The 13,009-nt window shown below is 45.8% G+C and carries 10 protein-coding genes; all 10 read right to left on the reverse strand.

Annotated features, from left to right (window positions below; genetic code table 11):
• Nucleotides 1-64 precede the first annotated feature (64 nt).
• Entirely contained in the window at nucleotides 65-730 is a 666-nt protein-coding gene (locus tag HMPREF9124_RS08890; RefSeq protein ID WP_009429224.1) for a methionine ABC transporter permease, read from the reverse strand.
• Nucleotides 731-1,771 carry a methionine ABC transporter ATP-binding protein gene (locus HMPREF9124_RS08895; RefSeq protein WP_009429003.1) on the reverse strand — a complete coding sequence of 347 codons (1,041 nt, stop codon included), beginning with the start codon at nucleotides 1,769-1,771 and terminating at the stop codon, nucleotides 731-733. It lies immediately after the preceding gene.
• Nucleotides 1,772-1,893: 122 nt separating this feature from the next.
• Nucleotides 1,894-3,276 carry a Sapep family Mn(2+)-dependent dipeptidase gene (locus HMPREF9124_RS08900; RefSeq protein WP_036598081.1) on the reverse strand — a complete coding sequence of 461 codons (1,383 nt, stop codon included), beginning with the start codon at nucleotides 3,274-3,276 and terminating at the stop codon, nucleotides 1,894-1,896.
• A 46-nt stretch (nucleotides 3,277-3,322) separates the two neighbouring features.
• Nucleotides 3,323-4,915, reverse strand: a complete 1,593-nt coding sequence (locus HMPREF9124_RS08905) for a peptide chain release factor 3 (protein ID WP_009427865.1) — start codon at nucleotides 4,913-4,915, stop codon at nucleotides 3,323-3,325.
• A 226-nt stretch (nucleotides 4,916-5,141) separates the two neighbouring features.
• The gene (ftsZ, locus tag HMPREF9124_RS08910; protein ID WP_009429567.1) at nucleotides 5,142-6,362 is read right to left on the reverse strand and encodes a cell division protein FtsZ; all 1,221 of its coding nucleotides are present in this window, start codon (nucleotides 6,360-6,362) and stop codon (nucleotides 5,142-5,144) included.
• A 125-nt stretch (nucleotides 6,363-6,487) separates the two neighbouring features.
• Nucleotides 6,488-7,231 (reverse strand): cell division protein FtsQ/DivIB, encoded by a 744-nt coding sequence (locus tag HMPREF9124_RS08915; protein ID WP_009429307.1) that lies wholly within the window; start codon nucleotides 7,229-7,231, stop codon nucleotides 6,488-6,490.
• Between the two features lie 2 nt (nucleotides 7,232-7,233).
• On the reverse strand, nucleotides 7,234-8,376 hold the full coding sequence (locus HMPREF9124_RS08920; protein WP_009428740.1) for an FtsW/RodA/SpoVE family cell cycle protein: 1,143 nt from the start codon (nucleotides 8,374-8,376) through the stop codon (nucleotides 7,234-7,236).
• Between the two features lie 30 nt (nucleotides 8,377-8,406).
• Nucleotides 8,407-9,771 carry a UDP-N-acetylmuramoyl-L-alanine--D-glutamate ligase gene (gene murD, locus HMPREF9124_RS08925; RefSeq protein WP_009427792.1) on the reverse strand — a complete coding sequence of 455 codons (1,365 nt, stop codon included), beginning with the start codon at nucleotides 9,769-9,771 and terminating at the stop codon, nucleotides 8,407-8,409.
• 130 nt (nucleotides 9,772-9,901) lie between these two features.
• Nucleotides 9,902-10,867 carry a phospho-N-acetylmuramoyl-pentapeptide-transferase gene (mraY, locus tag HMPREF9124_RS08930; RefSeq protein WP_009429685.1) on the reverse strand — a complete coding sequence of 322 codons (966 nt, stop codon included), beginning with the start codon at nucleotides 10,865-10,867 and terminating at the stop codon, nucleotides 9,902-9,904.
• Nucleotides 10,868-10,882: 15 nt separating this feature from the next.
• Nucleotides 10,883-12,982 (reverse strand): peptidoglycan D,D-transpeptidase FtsI family protein, encoded by a 2,100-nt coding sequence (locus tag HMPREF9124_RS08935; protein ID WP_009429686.1) that lies wholly within the window; start codon nucleotides 12,980-12,982, stop codon nucleotides 10,883-10,885.
• Between the last annotated feature and the right edge of the window lie 27 nt (nucleotides 12,983-13,009).

Raw genomic sequence — 13,009 nt, forward strand, 5'->3', positions numbered from 1 at the left:
CCAAGCTTGTCGCACCGCGGGAAGCATTCCCGTGGCAGGTTTCTATGCTAAAGAGAGAAAAGCTTTATACCCTTCTTCTCTTATCGCTGTATTTTGCAAGACGCATCCAAAACTCCTGAATAATCTGCACAATGATAATGAGTACCAAAACCGCAATAATCATGATGTCCGTCTTGTAACGATAATAGCCGTAGTTCAGGGCAATCGCTCCAAGCCCGCCTCCGCCTACAAATCCCGCCATGGCGGAATAGGACAAAATTGACGTGATACAGATTGCCGCTCCGATATAGAGACTCGGCTTTGCCTCCGGAAGATAGACTTTCCAGATGATCTGCAGTCTGTTGGCACCCATCGAGCGTGCCGCCTCAATCACTCCCGCATCCACTTCCTTTAAAGAAGATTCCACCATTCTGGCAATATAAGGTGCTGCCGCAAAGACAAGTGGCGGGATGATCGCATTCGGTCCGAGTGTGGTATGCACAAGAAACTTTGTAATCGGCAAAACCATGACCAGAAGAATCAGGAAGGGAATCGTTCGAAAGATATTGGTGAGAAATCCCAGAACAGCGTGTACCGGTTTTATCGGATAAAGCCCGCCGTCTTCCGTGACAATTAAGATCACGCCCAAGGGAATGCCAATAAGATAGGAAATCAAGGTAGAGACCCCTACCATATAAAGCGTTGCCAACGTTTCCGTTTGAAACATGGGAATTAATTCTTTTATACTCATCTATGCATGCACCTCCTCAAAGGGGATTCCTCTTTCCTTCATAAATTCCGTAACATGCAGGATATCCTCCAGATTTTCCGGAAGTTCAATCACCATCTGTCCTACCGCCATACCGTCCACTTCTTTGGTATTGGCAAAGAGGATATTCACCGGAGTATGCAAAGCAAGAATCAGCTCCGAAAGAATCGGATCATGTGCATTTTTTCCGTCAAATACGATACGAAAACGCTTTCCGCTTCCGAAGAAGGCTTCTCTTTCTCCCTCTCCCAGGATAAGTCGCTTTCCGATTTCCGTCTTCGGAGAACGGAAAATCTCTTTTACCGGCCCGTGCTCCGCTATTTTACTGTGATCAATGATGGCCACCTCATCGCAAATAGACTCAATCACGCTCATCTGGTGCGTGATGATAATAATGGTAACCCCCATCTCCTCATTGATTTGTTTCAGAAGTTCGAGAATCTGCTCCGTGGTTTTCGGATCGAGTGCGGAAGTAGCTTCATCACAGAGCAGTACCTCCGGATTCGTGGCCAGGGCTCTCGCAATCGCAACTCTTTGCTTCTGTCCTCCGGAAAGTTGGGAAGGATAACTCTTTTCTCTTCCCTCCAGACCGACAAGCTTCAAAAGCTCCTCCGCTCTTGCAATTCTCTTCTTTTTCCGTGCACTGCCCTGCACAATTTTTTGGAAAAAACTGCCCTTTTCCGCAATTTCCAGGGGAAAGCAAACGTTCTCGAGAAGATTCCTCTGCTCCAGAAGATTAAACTGCTGGAAAATCATCCCCATGTTTTGCCGCATGGCGAGAATTTCCTTCTCCTTCATCGTGCTTAAACTTTTCCCCTTAAACAGAATCTGTCCGCTACTCGGTCTTTCCAGAAAATTGATGCAGCGCACCAAAGTGGACTTTCCTGCACCGGAAAGCCCTATGATTCCGTGAATCTGCCCTTTTTTAATATCTAAATGAATGTCGTCCAGAGCGGTAAAGTCTCCGGAAACGGTTCGAAATACTTTTCCCAGGCCTCTTATAGAGATAATATTTTCTTCCATTCTACTCCTTCGGATAAAATCCGAATCCTTCATTTTTCTATTTTACTGACAAAGTGCGAGAATAGACTCCGCATAAATCAATCTGGCGACATAGCGCAAGAATAGACTCCGCATAAATCAATCTAGCAACATAGCGCGAGAATGGACTCCGCATAAATCTCAGCCGCAAGAAGCAGGTCCTTTACCTTAATCCACTCATCCGCGCCATGCATATGGGTATCCACTCCCGGAAGAATGGCACCGAAAGCGACTCCGTTCTCCACATGATGTACATAGGTACCGCCTCCGATAGCAAGGCACTCCCCTTTTTCTCCCGTCACCTTTTCATAGCAGGAAAGGAGAGCCTTGATAAAGTCGGAATCCTTCGGAACATGGTGTGGCGGAACCATTCCCTCCGTCTCAAAGATAAAGCCCTTAGCCTCCACAGTTTTTCTCGCCATGTCTTCACAATTTTCCTTCGTTCCGCAAATGGGAATACGGCTGTCGTAGATAAAGTGCATTTCCTTTTCCCCTACCTCGAAGATGTCCAAGGTGCAGGTAAGCTCTCCGCTTTCCTCATCCTGCAGCTTTGTTCCGATTCCGGAACCATCCGTGACGCCATAAGTGAAGAGTTCTAAGACCGATTCAAAGGCCTTCCTATCCTCCGCTCCGAGGGAAGGAAGTTTTACCGCAAAGGATAAAGCCGCGAGCCCCGCATTCTTTCCGAGATGCGGTGTGGAAGCATGCGCGCCTACACCGATTACGGTCACGGTATTTCCGGATTTTTGAATCTGTACACTGCATTCCTTTTCGACTGCAAGTTTTGCCGCATTAAATTCCTCATCCGAGAGCGTCTTAAATTCCAAAACCGCCTTCTGGGGAACGGCATTTACCGCAACACCGGCTTTCATGGAAAGTAAAGAACCCTCTACTGTTCTATTCTTTCTTAAAGTACCGTGCATGGCGCCTTTTTCAATATTGATAATCGGGAATTCCGCATCCGGCGTGAAGCTCATTTCCCCCGCCTTCTCTCTCTTATAGTAATATTCGAGGTCGGCAGATCCGGTTTCCTCATTGGTTCCCATGATAAGCCGAACGCCCTTCTTCAGAGAATACCCCAGCTCCTTTACGGCACGCATAGCATACAGCGCCGCAAGTACCGGTCCCTTATCATCACTGACTCCTCTTCCGTAAAGGATGCCGTCCTTGACAAGCGGTTCAAAAGGTCCGGTTACTTCCCAACCCTCTCCCGCAGGCACTACATCGAGATGTCCGAGAATATCCAGGTTATGAGGTAGTTCCGGAGAAAAGTCGGACGTTCCGACATAATTGTCCCAGTTCTTGGTATGGAAACCGTAGCGCTCGCAAATCTTTAATCCTGCGTCCAAAGCTTCTTTCGGACCCTCTCCAAAGGGAAGCCCCTCCTTCGTCTCTCCTCTTACGGAATTAATCCGTACCAATGTGAATAAATCCTGTATAAACTCTTCCTCATGCGCGAGGAGCCAGTTTTTAATTGTTTTTTCCATAACTTTGCCTTTCTTTCCGAAATGGTTCATATGAACCATTCCAATCTTAGTTCTTGGAAAATTCCGTTAAATGTAAGTCCTTATTTCGATCCAGCACCATACCGATAGACCAGGGATGGGCGAAAAGAAGCAAAGGTCTGTCCTTTAAGTCCTTTACCAGTTTCATATCGGAAGTACCGGAAATTTCGTTCACTGCAATTTCCGTATAATTTTCAATCCAACGAATATGCTCATAAGGAAGCATATCCAGTCGAACTTCTACATTGTATTCATTTTTCAGTCTATAGGTCAAGACTTCGAACTGGAGGCTTCCGACTACACCGACAATAATTTCCTCCATACCGGTATTGTATTCCTGGAAAATCTGAATGGCACCCTCCTGCGCAATCTGGGATACGCCCTTTAAGAATTGCTTTCTCTTCATGGTGTCAATCTGCCTTACCCTTGCAAAATGCTCCGGCGCAAAGGTCGGGATGCCCTCATAGACAAACTTCTTTCCGGAAAGCTCCAGAGTATCTCCGATAGAGAAAATGCCCGGATCAAAAATGCCGATAATGTCTCCCGCATAAGCCTTTTCCACAATTTTTCTTTCATCCGCCATCATCTGCGTGGGCTGAGAAAGCTTCACCTTTCTGTTACCCTGGATATGGTTCACTTCCATTCCGGCATCAAACTCACCGGAGCAGATCCGCATGAAAGCCACTCTGTCTCTGTGCTTCGGATCCATATTGGCTTGAATCTTAAAAACAAAGGCGGAAAATGCCTCCTCCACCGGATCGATGAGTCCCTGGTCGGACATTCTCGGGAGCGGGGACTTCGTCATTTTCAGGAAATGCTGTAAGAAGGTTTCTACACCGAAGTTGGTAAGAGCCGATCCGAAGAAAACGGGAGTCAGAAGTCCGGCGTCCACCTTTTCTTCATCAAAGCCTTCCGCAGCCCCCTCCAGGAGTTCCAAATCGTCCTGCAGTTTATCAAAATATTCTTTTCCGATTACACCTTCTAATTTTGGATCATCTTTGGAATAGACTTCCTTTTCCACTTCTTTCTTTCCACCGCCTGCAGCATGGAAAAGATCCACTTCTTCTTTTTCCCGGTCAAAAACTCCCTTAAAATTGTGTCCGCAACCGATAGGCCAGTTAATCGGGCAGGTTCGGATTCCGAGCACCTCTTCAATCTCGTCTAAAAGTTCATACGGATCTCTTGCTTCACGGTCAAACTTATTGATGAAGGTGAAAATGGGAATATGACGCATCACGCAAACCTTAAAAAGCTTAATGGTTTGCGGCTCCACACCCTTTGCCCCGTCGATGACCATGACCGCACTGTCGGCCGCCATAAGTGTTCTATAGGTATCCTCCGAGAAATCCTGGTGTCCCGGCGTATCCAGAATATTGATGCATCTTCCGTCATAGTTAAACTGCAAAACGGAAGAGGTAACGGAAATACCCCTCTCCTTCTCGATTTCCATCCAGTCGGAAACCGCGTGTTTTGCGGACTTTCTTCCCTTTACGGTTCCTGCAAGATTAATTGCCCCTCCATAGAGAAGAAATTTCTCCGTCAAGGTTGTCTTTCCCGCGTCGGGGTGAGAAATAATCGCAAAGGTCCTTCTCTTTTCTATTTCTTCTCTTAAGTTTGCCATGTGCCTCCTAAAACTTCTTTGTATTCTTCTTATGCGACTTTGTATTCTTCTTAATTAAATCTTAAAGTAAATCATTCAAGTCGTTAAAAATCATCCTATAATCAAGGAAACGAGAAAAATACGCAAAGCGAACTTTCCCCGTCTTAAGAAAAGGCTATGCCCTTAGGACATAGCCTAGTATTCATAACGAGTATCGTGCGCGAAGCGTGCGATATCTCGTTTACTTTTATTTTCTACGTAAAAAATCAGGAATTTCAAGGCCCGCTTCTCTTCCTATTCTGGGCTTACTCTGTACCTGCGGTTCCACCGTTTCCGTTGTTCTTAAAGACGGATTCTCCATCGGAACCTCCGGTCTTTCTCCCAAAGTCGGAGTGGAAAGACGCGGATTATTCAAAAAGCTCGGAGTCGTAAAGCCCGGCTGTACGGGACTTACATTGCTGTGCAATCCCGCTTGCGGCTTAAACTCGGGAGCTGCCTTTGCCGTTTCCGCACTCTTCTTCTCTTTGATGCCGGTTGCAATTACGGTGATGGAAACCTCATCCTGTGCATCTTCATTGTACATGGCACCGAAGATGATGTTGGCATTCTCTCCTACCAGCTCTTCCACATAGGAAGCTGCATCATTTGCTTCAATCAGGCTAATGTCTCCGGAGATATTGATGATAACATCCGTAGCACCTTCGATGGTACTCTCCAAAAGCGGAGAAGAAATGGCAGTCTTCACAGCTTCAATAGCCTTGTCATCACCCTTTGCTCTACCGATACCCACATGGGCAACACCCTTGTCCTTCATGACCGCGGAAACATCCGCAAAGTCCAGGTTAATCAATCCGGGCACGTTAATCAAATCCGTAATTCCCTGAACGGACTGTTGCAAAACCTCATCCGCCTTCTTCAAAGCATCCGGAAGAGAAGTTTTCTTCTCTACAATTTCAAGCAATCTGTCGTTCGGAATCACAATTAAAGTGTCTACCACTTCCTTTAAAGCATCAATTCCGGAAAGGGCGTTCTTCATTCTCTGCTTTGCTTCAAAACGGAAAGGCTTCGTCACCACACCTACGGTAAGAATTCCCATATCCTTCGCAATCTTGGCAATAACAGGTGCGGCTCCGGTTCCGGTTCCTCCACCCATACCGCAGGTTACGAAAACCATATCCGCTCCCTGCAGAGCAGCAGTAATCTCTTCCGCACTCTCTTCCGCCGCCTTGGTGCCGATCTCCGGCTTTCCGCCGCAGCCCAAGCCCTTTGTCAGCTTCTCTCCAATGGGCATGGAACTGGCAGCCTTGCTGGACTGCAAGGCCTGTTTATCTGTATTCACCCCAATGAACTCAACACCGACAATGCCCTCGTCCACCATTCGGTTTACTGCGTTATTTCCTGCGCCGCCAACACCGACAACGATAATTTTTGCCGCTGCTTCAGACTCGGGAAGCTGGATTTCTATCATGTCTTCCTCCTTAAAATCTATGATGCACTCCTAAAAGGACCCATTCTTTCATTTAACCTAACTATATCATTATAAGAATTTTAGAATATTTGTAAAGGGGGGCTGTGTAAATTTGCTCCCCCCTCCTACTTCTCTTCCTTAAAGACATAGGCTTCCTTCTCTTTTCTGCCCCGGTACTTGCTGAGGTCCAATGTTCCTTTTCTCCCTGCTAAAGCCGGAAGGATATCCTTTAAACTCATCAGCTTCTGTTCCATGTCCTCATGGTCGCCTAAAAGCACCTTGATTTCTCCGATGTAAAGCGTTGCCGTGGAGGAGGCGCTGTAATCAATATGGTCACACTCTATTTTTTCCTGCCTGAGTGCAGAACTCAAATTCAAAATATCCTGAAAAATGGCTTTATTTTCTACAGGAAGTGCCTTATACAAACTCACTTTAGAAAAGCTCAGTCCCGTAATCTTCGGAATGCCGGGTAACTTTTTCTGCGTAGACTCCACCACAACACCGTCCCCGTCAAAATAAAGATTGCTGGACATATACTCTACGTAGCCTACCATATTTTTCTCATATACAATAATTTCCAGAGAAAACGGACTCTTCCAGTGCAACTCATATTTTTCTATAAACGGCAAGCTCTTATGCGGCTTGATTCGGTCTTCCACAAAGGCATAGAGACTATTGTAATCCAGGTCCTTCGGCAGAATCATATTGACCAGTTCTTCCTTGGTGTACTGCTCATTTCCTATGACATTGATTTCATGCACTCTTGTACTTAAAAACAACATAATGAGGAGCAGAAACAACAATAAGATTCCGTATAGACTGAGTTCCTTCTTCTTTTTTCTTTCCCGGCTCTCTTTTCTGTCCCGCATCTCTACTCTCCTTTTTCCCTATCCAGAGTAGTCTGCCAGGATACATTCAGGCAAATGCCGATTTCCGCAAGAAGAATGACCAGTGAGGTTCCTCCGTAGCTGATAAACGGCAGTGTGATTCCCGTATTGGGAATCGAATTTGTGGCTACCGCAATATTTAAGATTGCCTGCAAAGCAATATGGGCCATTACCCCGATTACGAGGAAAGAGCCGAAAAGATCCCTGGCATTTTTCGCGATTTCATAGAGTCGGAACAGAATCAAAGCATAAACAAGCATCAGTCCGACTGCCCCCACCAAGCCGAGTTCCTCACAGATGATGGTGAAAATCATATCATTTTGCGCCTCCGGCATAAGAAACTTCTGAATGCTTTCTCCCAGCCCCTTTCCGAAAAGCCCTCCGGAAGCAATGGCATAAAGCCCCTGCCTCGTTTGATAGGTATCATCCGGAAAAGAAACCGGGTCCTTCCAAGCAAGAATTCTTGTAATCTGATAGTCATGCAGTATCTTTACCTTTTGTAAAAAAATTGCCAACGGATAGGCGCCAAGATAAGCCAAGAGCCCGAGCAGGAACAGTGCGGCATGATAGCGATAGGTTTTTACCGCAACGAAAAGCATGAATACGGCTATCCCGACAATAATCATTCCCGTAGATAGGTTCGTAAACGCCACTACCGCGGCAGGAATCAGTGCATAGAGTAAGGTTCGAAAAATATCCCGTAATGAATTGATGCGATAACCCTTATCGGTGAGTAAGGTTGCCAGGACGATAATCACGGCCGGTTTCATCACCTCGGAAGGCTGAAACTGCATTCCGAAAAGACGAATCCAACGATGTGATCCGTGGGAAGCCACGCCCATAACAAAAGTCGCCAGTAGAGCTCCCCAAGCCAGAACATACAAAATCAGATTCAACTTGGAAAACCAATGGTAATCAAAAAAGCGGGAAATAAGGAGCATCAGCAAAAAACCGGCTATGGCAAAGCTCCCTTGTCTGGTGAGATAATACATATCTCCCAAATCACTTTTAGCCGCCATATAGCCCGAAGCGGAATACAACATCAAAAGACCGAAAAGAGTAATGGAAAAGACCATTACCACCAAGGAAAAATCATAAAAATGCTTGACCTTCATTTTTTTCGCCACTATTCTTCCCTTTCCTTTTCTACCGCTATACTACAGGTTTTTCACACAATCCTTAAAAATTCTGCCTCTTTCTTCATAGTCCTTAAACATCCCCCAGGATGCACAGGCAGGGCTCAAGAGTACATAGTCCCCGGGATCCGCATAGGCCGCACAATCTTTTACGGCTTCATCCATATCCTCGGCAAACATCAGATTGTGAAAGCCGTTTTTCTTCGCGCAAGCTGCAATCTGATTCCGGGTTTCCCCGATAAGAACAAGATATTTTACTCTCCCCTTAAACTCCTTTACCCAAGCATCAAAATCTACATGCTTGTCATAGCCTCCGCCTATCAGAAGCACAGGCCCCGGCATGGCGCGAAGCGCCTGAATAGCCGCATCCACATTAGTCCCCTTGGAATCATTATAATAACGAACACCGGATCTTTCCCGCACAAATTCAATACGATGCTCTACCGGTTTGAACTTCTTGCAGACCTTTACGATTTTATCCATAGGCACACCCATTTTCAAGGCTACTCCCATGGCACACATCACATTTTCATAATTGTGTTTTCCCAAAAGCTGTAAATCGCCGGTCTTAAAGAGTTTTTCTTCTTTTTCTTTATTTTTATAGATAAACTCTTCTCCCCTCAGGAAAAATCCCTCCTTCGGTTCTTCCTCCGAAGAAAACCAAAGTACATTCGGTTTTAATCCCCGCTTCTTTCCGAACTTTCGAAGCTCGGAATCCATATAGTTTAAGACAATGCTGTCTTCTTCCGTCTGGTTTACGGCGATAGATTCCTTTATGGCAATATAATTTTTCATCGTCTTATGACGGTCCAAATGATCCGGCGTGATGTTCGTAATAGCGGAGACATTCGGTCGGAAATCCACAATGCTTTCCAGCTGAAAGGAACTTACCTCACATACGGTCACGGACTGTTCCTCCGTATCCAGCGCTTCGGCGGTAAACGGATTTCCGATATTTCCCACTACATGCGTATCCGGATATTGACTCTTCAAAATTTCTCCGATCAGACTCACCGTTGTCGTCTTTCCGTTGGTCCCCGTCACGGCACAAAGTTTTCCCTTACAGGACTGATATGCCAGTTCGATTTCTCCAATGACCGGAATCTTTGCAGTATTCAGCAAAAGAACATATGGCTCATCAATAGGGATTCCGGGACTGATTACGGCAGCATCAATCTTAAGTAAATCACTTTCCAAGAGCTTTCCTTTTATAACTTTTACAATTTTCAGCACTTCTTTTTTCTTAAATTGGGCGAGAAGCTTTTTCTCATCCAGCTTTGCATTCGCATCAAAGAATACAACTTCTCCTCCCATAGCAAGAATCTGCTTTGCCGCTGCCACTCCGCTTCTGCCCGTACCCAATACCAAAACTTTCTGCCTGTTCATCCTTATCCCTCTGTTCTTCTTGTTTCCACTATTTTTTGACGCCCGCTGTTCACGGCTGTTTTTTTACTATTCTCTAAGCCTATCCTATTCTCTAAACCTGTCCATGATGTATATCCTGCCCATTTCTTCCTTATGTGATTTCCAAAACGAAAGCCACGAAGAAGCAGGCAAGGATGGTAATTGTGGTAAATATCGTAACCACCCTCGTTTCCGACCATCCCAAGAGTTCAAAATGGTGATGTATCGGAGCCATTTTGAAAATCCTTTTTCCGTGTGTGATTTTAAAATATCCCACTTGTAAAATCACGGATAGTACTTCCATAAAATAGATGACGGCAAAGAACGGAATATACAGGGCCGTCTCTGTCTGAATCGCCATAGCCACCACAAAACCGCCCAGTGCAAGGGAACCCGTATCTCCCATAAAGACCTTAGCGGGGTATGCATTAAAACAGAGGAATCCAAGAAGTCCTCCGAGTACCGCTCCGGGTAGTGCCCCCAACTGTGCATTCCCGAGTAAAACCCGATCCGCCATAAAGAGAAAGAATACTATGACGGCCGTCACGCTGCTGCAGAGCCCGTCAATCCCGTCCGTGAAGTTGGCACCGGTATCGGTTGCCGTAATGATAAAGAGGGAAATCGGGAAAAACAGGATTCCAAAAGTCACTTCTGTATCTTTCAAAAACGGAAAAAGAAACGCCGTTGTATGTCCGCTATAAAAAAAGAGGTAAGCAATATAGAGAAGAGAAATAATAATCTGCGCCGCCATCTTTTGCTTGGGATTGAATCCCTCCGACTGATGCTTTACGACCTTCAGATAATCATCTATAAATCCCACAATGCCAAAGCCGAGCCCCAGAAGATAGGCCGGTAAAACGCCTTTTTCTTTGATAAAAGGGAGAATTGCCGCGCTGATCGCGATAAGGAAGAGGATTCCTCCCATTGTAGGCGTCCCCTGTTTCTTCAAATGTGCCTGCGGTCCGTCATCCCGTACTTCCTGTCCGAATTTTAATTGGTGCAGAATTGCAATCCCCTTCGGAGAAATCAGCAGCATGACACAAAACGCAATTCCCAATGCAATGGTGTTACTCAGCATAATTTCCATTCTCCCTTAATTTTCGTTATCCGTATTTTCCTTTTCAGCCGAAGCGGAGTTGACCGCACTGCTCTCCGGAAGCGCTCCGGGAACACTGTCCTCATTGTCCTGTTTTTCGTCACTATCCAAGGAACTTTCTTCCTTTGCTTCAGAGTTCTCTTTTTTCGTCTCCGATGTAGTTTCCCCTGTCTCTTCTTTTGCCTTTATCCCTTCTTGTAAATCCTTGTTTAAGGAAGCCTCCGGGTCCGTTTCTCCCTGTGGAGGGATATTCAAGAACTGTAAGGCATCATTCATGATTTTTTGTTCAATCTTTGTTGCAAAAGACGCACTGGACTGTTCCTCTCCGTCCAAATTGGGGGTATCCACAATGACGTATACGAGAAGCTGCGGGTCCTCCACCGGAGCAAAACCACAAAAGGATACCAGGTAATTTTTTTCGGAACGGGGTAACTTCTGTGCCGTTCCCGTCTTTCCTCCCACATGATAACCCTGAATCTGCGCCGGTCTTCCGGTTCCCTTTTCCACGGTCTGGTAAAGCGCTTCCTTTAAGAAATCACTGGTCGCTTTCGAGCAGGTCACCCGGAGAAGTTCCGGTTCCATTTCCTGTATCACGGTTCCGTTCGCATTTAATATCTGCTTTACCACATGCGGTCTGAAGTAGGAACCGCCGTTCACTACGCTGGAAAATGCCGCCGCCATTTGAACCATGCTGACGTTAAAGTTCTGTCCGAAAGAGTTTGTGGCAAGGGAGGTCTTTCCCAGATTATCCGCCTTATAGACCAGCGCGGAGGTATCGGCTTCTCCGGGCAAATCAATCCCCGTTTTTTCACCGAAGCCAAAAACATGTTGATACTTTACAAAATTCTCGGCGCCTTCCTGAAATGCGGTATCCATCATGTAAACGTTGCAAGATTGCATAATCGCCTGTTCCGCATCAATGGTTCCGTGCCCGTCTCTTTTATGACAGCGAATAGTCCACGTCTTTACACCGTCACTTAAGGTGATGAAGCCTTCGCAGGTAAACATCGTATTTTGCTGAATTGCATTTTCCTCCAAAGCCCCGGCCAAAGTAAAGGGCTTTACTGTGGAGCCGGGTTCATAGGTATCGGAAATCGCTACATTTCTCCACATCTGATTCCAGGCAACCTGTGAACCCAAAGACATAACCTCATCATTACTGTAAACCGTAGAGAGCTTATCCTCGGAAAGTTCCTGATTGTTATGCTCTCTTTTATATTTTGCAAGAGCCTCTTTTTTCCCCATCTCCAGTAAAAGGCTATCGGGATAAAGCGTTTTGTCCAAGTCTCTCGGATGATTCAAGTCAAACCGGTTAGTGCTTGCCATGGCAAGAATTTCTCCATTTTTCGGATTCATAACAATCGCCGCCGCCATCTTGGAACCCACGTCATCCTTCTGCCATTCCTGTAAATATTTCTCTACCGTTCTTTGAATATTAAAGTTGATGGTTGTCACAATACTGTTTCCGTCCGTCGCCTCGCGAATCACGGATTGCAGCTTGGTGTCCGAATCCAGGTAGCCGTACTCTCTTCCGTTTACTCCAATCAGAGAATTGTTGTAGTATTGTTCAACTCCGCCGGTTCCCCCCTCGTTATCGGCGGAAGAAAAACCGATGACATTACAGGCCAGGTCTTTGTAAGGATAGCTCCTTTGATACTTATCCTCAAACCAAAGCCCTTTAATTTCATATTTGTTCCCGCTCTTTCGGTATACTGCGTTTTTTTCGTCTATGAACTTCTGGAAGGCTTCCTTTTCCTCAAAACTCATTCCTTCCTTGAATTTAAAATACGCACTTTTTTTATTTCCCGCTAGATTCCTCTGTTCATTCAGTACGGACTCCGCAACAGCTACTCTTTCATCCTCTTTAAAATACTCTTTTAAGGCGTCCAAGCTTGCTTTCAGATAGCGGTCATCTGTGCGGGAAGTTATGGCTCTCGGGTCCATAATCAAGTTGTAGACCTTTTCACTCGTTGCCAAAATCGTGCCGTTTCGGTCCAAGATATCCCCGCGCCTTGCCTGAATGGAACGGGAACCGTATCCGGACTGCCTTTGCCCCAAAACAATTCGGCTGTACTCTTCACTGTTTTTTCGAATCATTTGAAAAATAACAAGACTTAAAACAGC

Origin of the sequence: Oribacterium sp. oral taxon 108 str. F0425 (genome assembly GCF_000214455.1) — a bacterium.
In the GTDB taxonomy this organism is placed as follows: domain Bacteria; phylum Bacillota; class Clostridia; order Lachnospirales; family Lachnospiraceae; genus Oribacterium; species Oribacterium asaccharolyticum.